This window comes from Coprococcus sp. OM06-34AC, assembly GCF_003462545.1.
In the GTDB taxonomy this organism is placed as follows: domain Bacteria; phylum Bacillota; class Clostridia; order Lachnospirales; family Lachnospiraceae; genus Coprococcus; species Coprococcus aceti.
This window is the reverse complement of the sequence record NZ_QTZF01000005.1, coordinates 231,390-247,601: the sequence shown is the minus strand read 5'-3', so window position 1 is coordinate 247,601 and position 16,212 is coordinate 231,390. Positions and strand designations below refer to the sequence as shown.

The 16,212-nt window shown below is 44.1% G+C and carries 7 protein-coding genes; all 7 read left to right on the top strand.

Features of this window, described 5'->3' with window-relative positions:
* Nucleotides 1–18: 18 nt before the first annotated feature.
* A complete protein-coding gene (locus DXB91_RS10185) occupies nt 19–327 on the top strand; it encodes a type II toxin-antitoxin system RelB/DinJ family antitoxin (protein WP_118017854.1) in 309 nt (102 codons plus the stop codon).
* Nucleotides 324–593, top strand: coding sequence for a hypothetical protein (locus DXB91_RS14445; protein WP_118017852.1), 270 nt, complete (start codon nt 324–326; stop codon nt 591–593). The genes DXB91_RS10185 and DXB91_RS14445 overlap by 4 nt, the downstream gene beginning before the upstream one ends.
* Nucleotides 594–930: 337 nt before the next feature.
* Nucleotides 931–1,056, top strand: coding sequence for a hypothetical protein (locus tag DXB91_RS14570; RefSeq protein ID WP_278321130.1), 126 nt, complete (start codon nt 931–933; stop codon nt 1,054–1,056).
* A gap of 235 nt (nt 1,057–1,291) precedes the next feature.
* Complete coding sequence (locus tag DXB91_RS10175) at nt 1,292–2,623, top strand: hypothetical protein (protein WP_118017850.1); 1,332 nt, start codon at nt 1,292–1,294, stop codon at nt 2,621–2,623.
* Nucleotide 2,624: 1 nt separating this feature from the next.
* The gene (locus tag DXB91_RS10170) at nt 2,625–3,326 is read left to right on the top strand and encodes an ABC transporter ATP-binding protein (protein ID WP_117551086.1); all 702 of its coding nucleotides are present in this window, start codon (nt 2,625–2,627) and stop codon (nt 3,324–3,326) included.
* Nucleotides 3,289–5,892, top strand: a complete 2,604-nt coding sequence (locus tag DXB91_RS10165) for an ABC transporter permease (RefSeq protein WP_187115873.1) — start codon at nt 3,289–3,291, stop codon at nt 5,890–5,892. The genes DXB91_RS10170 and DXB91_RS10165 overlap by 38 nt, the downstream gene beginning before the upstream one ends.
* A gap of 253 nt (nt 5,893–6,145) precedes the next feature.
* Nucleotides 6,146–16,207: an InlB B-repeat-containing protein gene (locus tag DXB91_RS10160; protein WP_158564598.1), complete on the top strand. Its 10,062-nt coding sequence runs from the start codon at nt 6,146–6,148 to the stop codon at nt 16,205–16,207.
* The last annotated feature ends 5 nt before the right edge of the window (nt 16,208–16,212 follow it).

Genomic DNA, 16,212 nt, shown 5'->3' with positions numbered 1-16,212 from the left:
TGAAAGGAGATGCTTTATATGGCTACAAAATCTGCAAATTTATATGCAAGGATTGAACCAGATGTCAAAGAAAAAGCAGAAAGTATCTTGGCTACACTGGGTATCCCTGCTTCTAGTGCTATAAATATGTTTTATAAACAGATTATCTTACAGAGAGGACTTCCATTTGAGGTAAAAATACCATATGACAGACCTGTTGACATCAGCACATTATCAGATGCAGAGTTCGATGAAGAATTGGAGAAAGGATATGCGGATATGCAGGCTGGACGGACGAAAAATGCTAAAAAGGCCTTTACTGACATTCGTAAGGATTATGGAATATGATATATGAATTAGAGATATCCGAGCAGGCTGACAATGATCTGAGAGGATTTTTTGAATATATTGCCTTTGAATTACAATCTCCTCAGATTTCCTGTCTGGTTATTTTCAAGGAACAGGACACCGGCACAGTCAAGAAGCTCTTCGAAGCCTTTGGCAGTTTGTCTTCTCCTGGTAAGCTGTTCGCCGGTTTTTACATTGTAGACTATATTTGCCTCTATAATCCGATTTGCATCGGGGGTCTTTATGGCCTTGTTTTCAAGGAATGACTTGGCATGGCTGTCAGCTCCTTTTTGCTAATAACACCCACAATATATCCAATTGAGAAAATGGTGTCAATGAACCGCGGGGAAATTGGGGGTATCTGAACCATATCTTTGCCGAGGGGCAGTACGCTTTCCCGGTTAATATGCGAGTACCTAATCTTCACAAAATCTTCACAAAATAATTAGCACTCACCTATTGACATTGCTAGCATAGAGGACTATAACATAGTCAAAGATAAGAAAAGGATAGCACAACCGGTGGTGCAGATGACCGTTCGGCATATGCACTGCAGATTTCTGTTATATAACATTTTAGGAAAACAGAAAGGAAGTGTTCAAAATGGATAAAAATCCAAAGCATCCATTGAAGAAAAAGAAAGCAGTTCAGAAGGTATATGCAACAGCAAATCACAACGCTGTAGCAGCTGAAGAACCGGCTACACCAAAGTCAAAAAAGCATAAATAGTATATGAGACAAAGGTCCCCTGTATCTGCATCAGGCAGGTATGGGGGACTTTTTTGTCGTGGGAACAGCAATATATAAATTTAATTTCTGAATATGGGGTTACTGATGTATAATATATATAACAAATATTTATGGGATACATTGTCGGACTTGACAGACTGATATATTTTCGAACTAAAATATATTGAGTGTTGATGGGATAATAGATTTGGGACACATGGGGAATATGAAAAATATGGAGAATGCGGAAGGAACGGAAACAACAGATAAGGTCAGAAAAACGGGTAAGCTGGATGAGAAGCTTTTGCCGCCGGACAAGCTTGTACTGCCTAAGGCCTCTACGCCCCAAAATCAGAACAAGCTTAATATGAAGATACTTCTGGTGGAAATTCTCATTGTGGCAGTGATCGCTGTGATCGTGATAGTTATGGCAGTAAATGGTAAGGGCAGGAATCCTGACATGAAAGGGTATTACTATAGAGGGCGCTGGCATCCAATAGGATTCGCCGGCATAGATCTGTATGGTTTCATTATGCTCATACTTATGTGTATTGGCCTCGGAGTGATGCGGGTAATCCCGGGTACTATAGCGGATTTTTCGACAAGACCGGGGAAAGAGAAACGTGGGGAGCTTGAATCTATCAGGAGAAATAATTATGCAAAGCATTTGTGCAGATTGATCGAGATCGATAAGACGGAAATTTTGGATAATATGAGAGATAGATTCAATCCTGTAGTCCAAATCCTTTTTTCGGAGGCGCAGGCTGAATGTCTGAATAGATCGAGGGCCTGCAATCATCTTATGGTCAGACTGGGGCTTGGCAGTGTGGATATATCTGATCATGTGGTGGTTCAGGAGGCTGGCGGAAAGCGGGAGAGAGAGGTACAGCTCACAGACGTTGCAAATGAGGTGAAGATAAAAACGGCAGTTATCCACGACTTGCCGGTGGTGCTGGATCTCAGCCGTACCGGGGTTATAGGAATAGTAAGTGATGGAAATAAAAAGAGTGCATTTGATATAGCGAGAAATATCATAGGCCAGCTTGAGATAAATGAGACAAATGACAGGATTCAGCTAGCATTTGCCTGTGATCCGGGTGATGGTGAATGGGTAGGATATGATGAGCTTTATCTGGCGGACCGTAAGAATGGAGAAATCTCTTTTGCCGCAGGAGAAGCTGATGTGAAGGGCTTGTTAGACATGCTGGCAAATGAGCTTCAGAAAAGAAATGGTACTCTGGATTATTTTGTGAATAGCGAGAATGTAGGCGGATATAGGCATATAGTTTTGTTTGTTGACGATCCCGGACTTCTGGAGGGGCATTTGATAAATCGGTACATTTTGCCGGGGGAAGAAAATCTGGATTTTACAGTTGTCGTTCTCTCTGATGATGAAGAGAAGTTTATTTTGGAGATGGACTGTGAGATAATACAAAATGATGATTTTGCGGGAATATATAAGCCTGGAACGGAAGAGTGGATAGAGATCAAATTTGACAGGGTGACCGAGGCAAGGCTGTGGAGTCTGGATGAGATTGTAAGAAAGAACAGTGGAAGGATGGTGTGAGATGAGCTACGTAGAATTTAAAGATGTTAAGAAGGTATATAAGACAGGAGAGGTGGAGATCAATGCTCTCCGCGATGTGGATTTTGAGATAGAAAAGGGAGAGTTCTGCGTCATAGTCGGAGCCTCTGGTGCGGGCAAGACTACTATCTTGAATATACTTGGCGGTATGGATACTCTGACAAGCGGCAGCGTGAAGCTGGATGGCAGAGAGATATCAACTCTGAATAAGAGACAACTCACGGCATACAGAAGGTATGATGTGGGATTCGTGTTCCAGTTCTACAATCTGGTACAGAACCTCACAGCACTTGAGAACGTGGAGCTTGCAGCCCAGATCTGCAAGGAACCGCTGGATGCTGCAACGGTTCTGAAGCAGGTGGGACTTGAGGATCGTATGGCGAACTTCCCGGCACAGCTCTCCGGAGGTGAGCAGCAGAGGGTTGCCATAGCAAGGGCTCTGGCGAAGAATCCGAAGCTCCTGCTCTGCGATGAGCCGACGGGCGCGCTTGACTACAACACGGGCAAGGCGGTGTTGAAGCTCCTTCAGGATACATGCAGAAATACGGGAACGACAGTTATAGTCATAACGCACAACCAGGCACTCACAGCCATGGCGGACAGAGTCATCACGGTTAAGAGCGGAACTGTGGAGAAAGTGGTTATGAATGATAACATCAAGAACGTTGAAGATCTGGAATGGTAGGTGGCCTATGAAATCAATGATGAGACGCACGACATTTCGTGAGATAAAAAATACATTTGGAAGATTTGCAGCCATCATGGCGATCATAGCCCTGGGCGTGGGATTCTTCTCGGGGCTCAAGATGACGAAGCCGGATATGATGAATACCATATCAAAATTCCTTGACGAGGGAAATTTCTATGATCTGCATCTTCTGTCAACTCTGGGATACACGGATGATGATGTGGATTCATTTGCCGGGGAGAAGGATGTGTTGTACGCAGAGGGTGGTTACAGCCTGGACGTCCTATACAAGAACCAGGGTGAAAATGACAGGGTGTTGAAGACTATGTCAGTTCCGGAAAACATCAACAAACTGAGTCTTGTGGACGGACGCATGCCGGAAAAGGAAGATGAATGTGTTGTAGATGCCAAGATGGACAGTATAAAGATAGGTGATGTCATAGAGGTGGCAGATGACGATGCAGCAGAAGGCAAGTCTGACGGGAAAACAGACAGTGATATCGCTGACTCGGGAAACGAAAGCGAGGGCGGCAGTACACAGGATATACTGAAGGTGAAGAAGTTCACTGTTGTCGGAACTGTCAACTCCCCTCTTTATATTAATTTTGAGAGAGGCACCACAACACTTGGAAACGGTAAGATCGCGGGCTTTGTATATGTCAGCCCTGAAGCATTTGACAGCGAATGCTACACCGATGTATATGTGAAATTTGACAGAAAGTTTGATCTGTATTCCGATGAGTACGAAGACTATATAGACGACAGGAAAGACGAATGGGAGTCAATATGTAAGACCAGTGTGTTAGACAGGTATAAGGATATCCTCATGGCAAAGGGTATGACGGAGGATATGGTGAAGGACATAACGCTGGATGATGCAGATGGTGTGAACTATTACATACTCGGCAGAGAGACGAATATCGGATATGTCTGCTTTGAGAGCGATTCAGATATAGTAAATGGAGTTGCAAAGGTATTTCCGGTATTCTTCATATTGGTTGCCGTGCTCGTGTGTATGACTACCATGAACAGAATGGTTGAGGAACAGCGCTCTATGATAGGCATGCTGAAGGCTCTCGGCTATGGCAAGGCGGCGATCATGGGAAAATATATGATCTATTCGGGAACTGCGGCTGTAGTAGGATGTGCAGGTGGATATCTTATAGGTACATATGTATTTCCGGAGGTTATCTGGTATGCATATCATATGATGTATATACATGTGCCACTTGAGAGAACCACAGACTGGACGCTGGTTATTGGCGTGCTGGCAGCATCCCTTTTGTGCACTGTAGGTACAACCTGGTTTTCCTGCAGATACGAGCTTTCTGAGACTGCGGCAAGTCTTATGAGGCCTAAGGCTCCGAAGCCGGGCAAGAGGGTGTTCCTTGAGCATATCCCATTTATATGGAAGAGACTGAAATTTCTGAGAAAGGTAAGTGTCAGAAATGTATTCAGATATAAGAAACGTTTTTTTATGATGATAATAGGAATAAGCGGCTGTACTGCGCTGCTGCTCACAGGCTTTGGAATAAATGATTCCATAAGCGGATTTGCGGACAATCAATATGGGGAGATACAGGTCGGAGATGGAGTGATAACGCTGAATACATCGATTGCGGGTGATAGAGAAGATGAGCGCTTCAGTAGTCTGAAAGACCGGCTGGAGGAGGATACCTCCTGCTATGATCTCGTCAGTGAATCTACCTGGGATCTGGTGTGTGATGGTGGTGTAAAGTCCGTGAACATGGTCATCATGGAAGAACCTGAGCACGTTGACAGGTATATGAAGTTGGCGGATAAAGATGGTGCGAAGATAGAATATCCGGGCAAAGGGGAAGCTGTGATCAATACTGCGCTGGCAGAACAGTACGACCTCAAAACAGGCGATGTAATAACGGTCAGAGACAGCGAGATGAAAGAGATAAGAGTTTCCGTATCAGGCATATTCAGGAATCATGTATACAACTATGTGTATATATCACCTGAAACATATGAGGATCAGATGGGGGAAGCACCTCAGTACAAATCGGTGTACTTCAATCTTGAGGAAGGCGCAGATTCGCACGAGATATCTGCTGATCTTATGGGTGATGCAGCAACAGCGTCAGTGACTATCAACAAGGATATGAAGAACAGGATATCCAAGATGATGGAGAGTCTGAATTATATAGTAATTGTAGTCATACTATCGGCTGGTGCGCTTGCATTTATCGTCCTCTACAACCTGACAAATATCAATATCACAGAGCGAATCAGGGAGATAGCAACCATAAAGGTTCTGGGATTTTTCAAAAACGAGACTTCAGCTTATGTATTCAGGGAGAACAGAGTCCTGACGACATTTGGAATCGCTGTGGGACTTGTGCTTGGAGTGTTTTTGCATGCATTTGTCATAGGACAGATCAAGGTGGATATGGTCGCATTTGATACATATATAGCGCCGATGAGCTATGTGTACAGTATCGTTCTGACATTTGTGTTCAATTTTCTTGTCAACAGAGTTATGTCAGTCAAGCTTGATAAGATAAATATGGCGGAATCGCTTAAGTCGGTGGAATGATCCTTTCATATATGGCATGTAACAGAATAGTTTAGATGTTTATTACGATCCACAGGGCGTACAGTATAGACGGTACGTTCTGTGGATTTTTTTGCAAAAAAGTTGTTTTCACGCCTGTTACTAGCCTTTTGGTTAGTGTACATGGAAAAACATAGCAATTATAATTGTAAATATATTATTGATATCAGAATGTGGCAGCTTAAAACGGCTGGTGCTCATGGTTAGTTTTTTAAGTGAAAGGGAGGAAGAAATTATGAGAAAGAGGGCGATAAGCTGGGCGCTGACGGCCAGTATGGTGCTATCTATGCTGTCCGGATTTATTCCCGGACAAAAAGCATACGCGGCGGACAGCTCGAAGAAAACAGGCAAGACGGTGGTCGAGACAGAGATTGACGAGAGTACATACAAAGCTCTGGGTCTCAGCACCGATATAGACAAAAGCAAAGCTGCGGTGCCGTATGACAAGGATAATATATCTACATTTGCAGAGGTGAATGAGGTATACGTTGCGGCAAACGGCAATTACAGAAACAAGTACACTGTGCGAGACGGATTTGACAGGATTGGAGATTTCAAGGACAGGACTACAAAGGTAAACAGCAGCCTTGGCAATCTGTACGGAGCGTATGGTTTCTATGATCTTGGCGAAGATAATGTGAAAGTGGAACACGGCGGATCGGGAGACAGTAACATAAGCAGCAACATGGGAAATGTTCTAAAAAAGGACAGTAATGGTTTTAACGGCCTGTATGCGACAAGCGTTGCATTTGATGGAGGCGACGGAAAAACCAACTACGTTGCGGAGCTAAGAGTACATGGAGATAAAGTATTCGGTCCAGCTGGATGGAAAAGTATTAAAACTGTCATAGATGGCAAGGAGTACCGCGGAAAGATAGATGTGAGTATTTTCAAGATAGCAGCTGATGGTACAAGATCTTCAATTGCTACGCTTACCCCTACTTTAAACAAGAATTCTACATATGGCGATGGACTTTTGTATTTTATCAGAAGATACCAGCAGGAGTTGGATGCGATGTTTGAGATCGAAAAGGCCGATCTGAATGGAGATGGTTTTGAAGATCTTCTCGTATACTGTGGAACTTACGAGGATAGAAATATAAACGATCAGAACATACGCTATGCCATAGTCGATGTATATTATGGCAAGAGAAACGGCAGGTTCACAAAGGGAAATAATATAAGCATACCGGGCGGGCTTGCATCTAATTATGAAAGTGGAACGGGTGGATCGTGGTGTGATTATGGAATAGGAAGAGCTCCTGTGGTAACTCTGGCCGGCGGTGATCTGGAGCAGGATGGCCGGGATGAGGCCGCGGTTGCCGTATCTGGATCAGTTCTGAATTACAACATGGCAAAGGCAGGTCATATGACCGTCTATACATATAAAGACGGCGGACTTGTCCCTATAGAAGGTCTGAATGAAGTGTCACTTGGAGACACAGATGGCAGAAAACAGAACTATGGAATGTATGCTGCAAATTGTGCATTTGGCCGGTTTAAGTATCCTGGATCAGGAGCCATGGTCACAGGACTTATAGTTGGTGGATATTATTCAAGCAATTCTCAATATGTGCAGAGGGAATATGAAGCCACGCAGGCTGCATACAGATACGTATACTACGATAGTCTGACGGATAATTATGTGTTGTCAGATTATCATACGAGAAGCCTGGGGACTAAGAGTAAAGAAATCGTGAAATATCACGAGGTTAAAAGTAACGAATATTACAGACCTGTGAATGCACCTATGGCGCTTGCGTGTGCAGACCTTAAGGGCATGAACGGCAATAATGAAAATGACAGTGTGCTTTTTGGCGCAGAGGTATATGCTTTCTCACTGGAAGATGGCGGAATAACAGGTTCGGAGATAGGAAGCATGAGTATATGTACCGACCAGCGCAATCAGGGCAACGACAAGAAGAAAAAAGATCAGGTGTGGATCGGCGATGTCAGGGTTGGCTGTGTCGATAAGGATGCCAAGGGGAACAATTACAGACAGAGTTTTGTGTGCGTTGTGGGAGTGCACAGAGAGAAGAAACTCAATGATAAAGATGATTATTACTGGCTGGACATAGCGACATTTTCTATGGATGGCGGCAGCCCATACAGCAGTCAGGAGGGTGTAGTATGCCAGTCGAACAGCAGACAGGATATGTATGGAACATTTGTTTCACTGTGTCTTCCGGATATTGATAATGACAGTGTGCGGTTAAAGTACGAGGGAGAGTATCCGGTATACACAAATCCAGAGGTCTATGCAATCCTTCAGGCAAGTCCGTATTTTGATGATGTTCAGGAAGTATATGAATATGTAAATAACGGTGGAACATCATATTCAACAAGCAAAGGTTCATCGAACACGGTATCAGCTAACTTGTCAATATCAGTTGGCGCGTATGTGTCGTCGGAGATCCAGCTCATCGGAGCAGGTGAGGTAGAGGTTGAACTTTCGTATGGAGCAAGCTTTGAATATGCAAATACAAAGACAACGGAATATGAGATAACATATAATGCCGCAGGTGGAGGTTCTGATCAGGTCGTTCTGTACTGTTTGAAATATATGTATTACGAATACTCCATATATGATCCGATTGCGAGAAAATGGGAGCCGGTGGTTATGCCGGTATGTCTCGGACCTTCAACTTCAATCATAGATGTGGCAGATTACGACAAGGTTGCAAGAAGGAGCAAGGGGCTCAACGAGATATATAATAATATTCTGAATAACACAGCGGGAGACCCTGCTACATACCAGACTCTTGGAGGTAAATTAAAGTACGCCTATCAGTCAGGTGGAAATAACAATTATTCTTCTGTAAATGCCAGCTCTGGTGCAGATCAGACTCAGACGATATCTGTGACTGATGAGAACGAGTATTCAACTGAAGTGTTCATTGAGGCGAACGAAAAGCTTGGTGCCGGAGGCGGAGGACTCGGTAATAAGGTCATCGTCGGTGTGACATCAAGCCAGCATGCGGGTCTTGGTCACACCTATGTAAGCTCGAATGGTGTTACATACAGTGGAACGGTGGACAATGTTCCGGCAGACTGCACAGGCTTCTCATTTGACTGGCAGCTGCGAGTGAACACTGCAAAGCTGAACAGCGACAGTGATTCAGTGTTCGTCATTGGCTATGATGTTAAGAATGTTGTTCGTCCGGCGCGTATGCCGATGGGACTTTCTGTTGTCGACACAACGAGAAACAGTGTCAGTCTTGAGTGGTCACCGTCCAATGATGCAGATTACTATGAGGTCTGTATCGTTGATGCAGGAGGTAATTACAACAGCAAGGCAGTTGTGCCATATACAGTTACTGACTATGAAGTGAAGGGACTATATTCCAACAGGACTTACACATTTGCAGTGAGGGCTCTTCAGGCAAATGGTTCAAAGAGTCTGTTCAGCCGTCCGGCAACCGCGACGACACTTCAGGACAGTTCTAATTTCCATATAACAAAGAACCCTGATGATACAAATACGTTTGCGGGTGGAAATGCAGAATTTGCGGCAAATGCGGTTTATTATGATGGGGATGGAGTAAACCAGAGCGTTGGATACAACTGGCAGGTTAATACAGATAATGGATGGAGAAGCGTATCGACAGGAGGCAGCAATCCTACGCTCAGACTTACTGATGTAAGTGATGAAATGGATGGAAACGAATATCGATGCAGAGTTTATTACAACGACATCACACTCTACACCAAGACTGCGACACTCACTGTAAATAAGGCGGACAGCAAGGTCATGCTTCTGGCGCACAACGATACCGAGAATAAAGATCTGTCGGATGGCAGCGTAGTCAGGGCATCGGGCTCAGAGACTACAAAGGTGGAGAACGTGACTAAGGAGAGAAATCTTATAACAGTAACATCCGGAGTCAGGGAATATATTCTTGTCAGCGACGGAACAAACTATATGTGGAAAGATAGTAACGAGAATTACTATCCATGCAGCGTAAGCGTCAAAAAGGACAGCGATGGTTACGTGGATGAATCACAGACATTTAAAGCATCTGATGTGGGTGGCGCGGCATATGGTGTGAGTGAATCAGATTTCATCGCAGATATTGATGGCAATACTTACAAGCTGACCAGCGTAAATGCAGATGACTATGCAGGTGAAAAGGTGTCATATGCATCTGATGATGTTACATATGACAGGATACTCGCAAAATGGGTATCAGAGGATGGCAGCAAGAACTTCTATCTCCTCGGAAACACATCGGGAAGTGAAGACAGTACGGTGTACTATTATGTGGCAGATAGTGAAAGCGGAAGTTTTACGATGACTTCAAAGAAGACTCTGAATGTGTCAGATACTGTCAAGGTGGTCCAGACTGATCTCAAATCAGTATATCAGACCAAGACGGTGAGATCTGAGACCACAGGGGCAGAGGTCACATATACAGGAGACAAGATCACACTCAGCTGTCAGCCAAAATCACTGTCAGGTGAGGATGTACAGGGAGATGTGGAATTTGTCATTACAGGGCCTGAGAGCAAGCGCATAGCTGGTAAGTACGACAGAGCAAATGGCTGCTATACTGCACAGTGGGAGCCATCCGGACAGGGAATATACAACGTATATGTATACTTTGCAGGAAACAAACAGTACAACGACAGTATATCTGACTCGATGTCTATATATACCTCATTTGAGGGAAAGACGAACATGAATCTGACCATGCAGGATAATGTAAGATACGGAGATTCAGTGAAGATGTCTCTGGAGAAAGTGTCATACGACAATACAGGAAAGCTTCAGGATATCACGGACGATTCAGAATACACAGTTAAGATAAAGAATAATAAGACAGGAGAATTTGAGGACACAGACAAATACGAACTTGCAAACGGCGTGTTTATACCGAAGTCTATTGGAATGTTCCAGATAACGGCATCAAATGGCGGAGACAAGACTCAGAAGAATATAAATGTTGGAAGGGCACAGCTTGAGATAGCTGCCCAGGATACAGAGAAAAGTGTAAATGATTCTGTAAGAGAGTGCGAGGATGCGGTGATAACAGGTCTCAAGGCATGGGATACCGACATAATGCCTCAGAGAGACAGGGATTACGAGCTCAGATCATATGGAGTAAGTGGGCTGTTGCCGGGTATATATGATATAGATGTTGCATACGTCAAGGTGGGCGATCAGCATTCACAGGTTATGAATGAACTTGAGAAGAACTATATAATAAACCTGGTTAAAGCATCATACACACTGACAGGAAACGTGTACACCGTCACTGCCAGGCCGGCAAATACACATGGCACAGTTTCAATCAAGTACCAGCAGCCTGGAAATGAAAACAGTGACGGACTCACAGTTGACAGTGGAACAAGACTCCCTGAGAACTCAACGATCACTTTAGCTGCTACTCCTCATAAGGGATATAAGGTTAAGAGCTGGTCACTAAATGGAAAGACAGTTACGGATCCACAGTGTGGAACATCCGGTGGCAAGGCGTGCAGCGATGACCAGATCCAGATGGATAAGCTGAAAGCAAACATGAATGTAGCAGTAAACTTTGAGCCTGTATATCACAAGCTGACATACAAGCCTGACAATGAGGCTCATGGAACACTCAAAGCAAACTATGTGACGGATGGAACAATTGGAAAATCGTTCGGTTCAGGTGCAAACATTCATATAGAACAGAAGGTAAGACTCACTGCGGTTCCGGCAGCAGGATATGTTCTGGATCATTGGACTGTTACGGGAGAAGATGGAGTTCCGGAGACCGTTCTCGCGGAAGATGGAGTGACAAATAACACATCTCTCACATATGATGCAGAGGAGATCAGCGAGGATACACTTATCACGGCATATTTTGCAGAAGCACAGAATTTTAAAATATCAGTCTCGCCTGTAACTGTTGGAAGCGATGGAAAGACTACAGTGACAACAGGTGTGGATGTCACAGTCAAGGCTCAGCGAGTTGACGGCACAGTGATTATAGAGAGCGGTGAAGACGGTATATATGAAGTCAGCCGAGGCGACAACGTAACCATTCAGGTTACAGTTCCGTCAGGACTTCTTCTCGACGGATGGTCAGCAGCAGATGGACAGGAACTTGGAACTGTATCAGCGGATCTCAGGACGATGACAGTGTATGATATAGCTTCAGACCTCGATTATACAGTTAAGTACACTGCGCCGAACAGATACAAGGTGACATATGGTGCGGATGATGATGCAGCCGGTGTAGTAGATGCTGTGGCTACCGGAGGTACAGACGCACTTGTATCCGGTGACAAGCAGCTTCAGGGTAGTGACATAGTATTTACAGCAACTCCAAATGAAGGCTACGAGATAGCATACTGGGAGGTAAATGGCGAGAAGGTTGATGCTGAGGCAGAAGGTGCTGGCGCCCAGAGGTATGAACTAGAATATCTCGGCAAGGATACAAAGGTTGTCGTATACTTCTACAAACAGCCGGTTGTGTCGTGGACATCAGGAAATGACACAGAGATGACTGCAAGGTCAGGAGATTCTGATCTGGCAAATGGCGGATGTATCGCATATGCAAGTAAGGATGATCTGAAATTCACATTTGCGGTGAAGAGAAATTATGAGATAGCTGACATAAAGGTAAATTACGCAGGAGAGGATGTATTCAGTCTTGCGGAGAACAGCGGAGAAGGAAAGCTGGCTGAGACTGCGGATGCTGAGTCCGGAACAGAGAGATACACGTTTACGTGGAGTGCTCCGGCAGATGGATTTACAGGGGATGTGACAGTAAATGCCACATACAGAAAGATATCACCATCCGTGAAGGCTGAGTATTCTCTGAAAGTGATAGAGAAGGCTTCTGCTGGAGAGGCGTCAGGAAAGACACACGGCTCTATAAGTGCAGATGTGTCAAGAAAAAATCTCCCTTCATACATACAGATAGGAGATACCATAAGTGATGCAACGGAGAGCAAATCTGCGCAGATCACAGACATATACAGAGATTCTGTCATCACATTCAAGGTTGTGCCTGATGATGGATACAATGTAAAAGAATGGATCATAAATGGACATAAGCTGACAAGCGAGACGGAGAATATAAAGTTATATTCAGACAAGAAAGTAAATGATACCCTTAAGATCACGGTTGACGGAGATTCATCTGATGTGACAGTTATGGCTGGTCTTGAGCTGGTTGGTGATGTACTCACATTTGGTCCTGAGACAGAGGGAACAGGTGAGGTGAGCGCCATGATCACATCTACAAAGCTGGTGCTCGAATCAGGAGATATGATAGGTGCTGCTTCATATGTGGAATTCACAGCGACGGCTGCAGAAGGATATGAAGTTGCAGACTGGCTTGTAAATGGAATCAGTCAGGGCGTGGCAGAGAAGATATTTGCATACAAAGTGCCAAAGGATACGAGAGTTGATGTGAGGGCTGTGTTTGACAGACCTGTGTATAAGATAACATGGTCAGCGGACGGAGCCGGACAGATAGAGGCAGAGAACGTGACATCAGGAGAAACACTATATGGAGAGTCTGCGGATATCAGAGGCGACAGAATGCTTAAGTTTACGGCTATTCCGGATCTGTATATGGAGTGTACGGGATACACAGTAAAGACAGCAGAGGGAACAAAGGATTACACAGCAGAGGAGCTTGGCAGCAACGTATTTGTGGTTGACAAGGTGGCATCTGACATAGATGTTGTTGCTCACTTTGCTAAGCAGGAACTCAAGTCAGTTATAACCTTTGAGGCAAATGATACTGCTCTGGGAACTGTGACAGCGGTATATGGACTGGACGAGAAGGCTGAGATCACAAGTGGCGATAGCCAGGTATCCGGCGGAGATGCAGTATTTACGGCAGCTCCTGCAGATGGCCAGATGATCGAGGGCTGGTATCTTGATCCTGAGTGTACACAGGCTATAGAAGGCACTGAACTGGAGCAGACTACCTATGAGGTGAAGACTATTTACACAGATGTGGCAGTATATGTTAAGTTTGTGGAGATTCCAGAGTATACAGTTAAGGTAGGTACAACAGGAACCGGATCGGCGAAGATCACTGCATCTTCTGACGGTGAGGAACTTGAGATCGTATCAGGAGAGGTTAAGCTCAAGAGACATAAGGATCTTACAATTACAGTTGCACCGAAGGATGAATACAACACAGTTGAGCACTGGACAGTTGACGGAGCAGATGTTGATTCAGATGAACTCACATACAAGCTGACAGACATAACAAAGGATGCAGAGATATATGCATATATCGCACCATCACTTCTTGTAAATGTAATATTCAAGAATGAGGATGAAGTTAAGAAATATGACAATATAGACATCAGTACAGGTTATGTCGGCGAGGATGGAGATATAAGCGGACTTAAGCCAATAAATGCTGAGAATAACTTAGTGAGAATAGGTTCTGGCAAGGATGTAAGATTTGCCATAACACCTTCTGATGATTATATGATCCAGGCATGGACAGTTAAGTACATCAGAGGCGGAAAGGTTGTCAAGGAAGAGTCTGGCACTGACTTTGGATTTACCAACGAGATACTTTTAAATGATGTTACAAACAGCATAGAGGTAAGTGCAGAGCTTGTTGACAGAGTTGGATATGCCATTCCTGTAGAGGGAAATTATGACAGAGATAATAATCTGATAGAGACTGCAGGTGGTGAAAGCACACCGGAGACAGCTTACACTATAACAGACCTTACAAAGATACCAGACAATGTGGTATTCAAGAATGACAATGGCGTAGTTCTTGATAATATGGTAAGAGAGAACGGAGATGCGAGTGTTGTTATTACACCTGCTGAGGGCTGGAGAATCAGAGATATAATCATTGATGAACCAGAGAACGCTGAAGATTCAGAGGAGTCAGAGAATATCATGTCAGTCCAGCCAGTGCTTGCAGAGGATGGAACTGAGACAGGAGCATATCTTGTAAGTGATGTAAACGTCACAAAGAATATGGAGTTTAAAGTTGATGCAGTTAAGCTTTACTCTGTAACAATAGTAGATACAGAGCATGGAAACATAAAGGTGACAAAGCCAGATGGCACAGAGGTGAAGAACGGTGAAATGATTGACGAGAAAACTGTTCTTACATACACAGCAACACCGGATATGTACTATGACTTTGACGAATGGACAGAGGATGCGGCAGATCAGGCTGAGAGCACATTTGAAAAAGCCCTTGACGAAAGTATCACAGTGGGAGCAGCCTTCAAGGCAAGATATGCGAAGGTAAGTATTGCCACAGTGAAGAATGGTACGGTAACTGTCACAACAGCTGACGGTAAGAAGATATCTAACGGACAGCTGGTTCAGGAAGGCACAGATATCATCTGCAAGGCAATTCCTGCAAAGCATTGTGATCTGTCAGCCTGGGGCGGAGATGCCAAAGGCAAGACTGGTACTACAGTGAAACTTACGGTGACAAAGAACATGAATATAAGCGCGGCATTCAAGTTCAGGTATGTGAAGGTAGCTATTGGAAAGACTGAAAACGGATCGATCACAATCAGGACTGCGGAAGGCAAAACAGTTAAGAATGGTGCATCAGTGATCGAGGGAACGGTTCTTATCTGCACAGCAAAGGCGGCAAATAGCTGTAAACTTGGAAGCTGGACAGGAAGCTTCAAGAGTACAAAAACTTCGGTAAAGGTTGCTGCAAATAAGAATATGAAAATCAATGCCAGGTTTGTAGCAAAAATACCGGCACAAAATACAGCTGGTATCAATAAGAATATCCATGCAGTAGTATCTGGAAACAAAGTGACAGTTGTGTGGGGTAAGGTTAACAAGGCTGACGGATATGATATATATGCACAGAAGTGCTATGTAAACTTTGGCTCGAAAAGTCTTGTTAAATCGGTAAAGGGCGCATCGGCAACCCGAGTTACAATATCCAGAATTAATGGCAAATCACTTGCTAAGTTAGATACGATCAAGCTGAGAGTAAAGGCATATAAGCTGGTAAATGGTAAGAAGAAGTATATAGACAATAGTGTCATGCTTCATATAGTTACCAATAGCAGCAAATATACCAACATCAAGAAGGTTCTGCTTCCACAGAAGAGCTACGTGTTGGGAGTTAAGCAGACGATTAAGCTTAAACCTGGATATACCAAGGCAGATGCCAGCAAGAAGGTGCTTGATGGCACACATGGTGCAAGGTATTTGTATGCATGTACAAATAAAAATGTTGCCACAGTTGATGCCAAAGGAAGAATAAAGGCAAAGGCCGCAGGAAAGTGTACGGTCTATGTAATTGCTGTAAATGGCACTACACAGGCTGTGCAGATTATAGTAAAATAAAAATA

Coding starts and splice junctions, on each gene's coding strand:
- DXB91_RS10165 (WP_187115873.1), top strand. CDS start 3,289: ATGATAACATCAAGAACGTTGAAGATCTGGAATGGTAGGTGGCCTATG.
- DXB91_RS10160 (WP_158564598.1), top strand. CDS start 6,146: ATGAGAAAGAGGGCGATAAGCTGGGCGCTGACGGCCAGTATGGTGCTA.
- DXB91_RS10170 (WP_117551086.1), top strand. CDS start 2,625: ATGAGCTACGTAGAATTTAAAGATGTTAAGAAGGTATATAAGACAGGA.
- DXB91_RS10175 (WP_118017850.1), top strand. CDS start 1,292: ATGGAGAATGCGGAAGGAACGGAAACAACAGATAAGGTCAGAAAAACG.
- DXB91_RS10185 (WP_118017854.1), top strand. CDS start 19: ATGGCTACAAAATCTGCAAATTTATATGCAAGGATTGAACCAGATGTC.
- DXB91_RS14445 (WP_118017852.1), top strand. CDS start 324: ATGATATATGAATTAGAGATATCCGAGCAGGCTGACAATGATCTGAGA.
- DXB91_RS14570 (WP_278321130.1), top strand. CDS start 931: ATGGATAAAAATCCAAAGCATCCATTGAAGAAAAAGAAAGCAGTTCAG.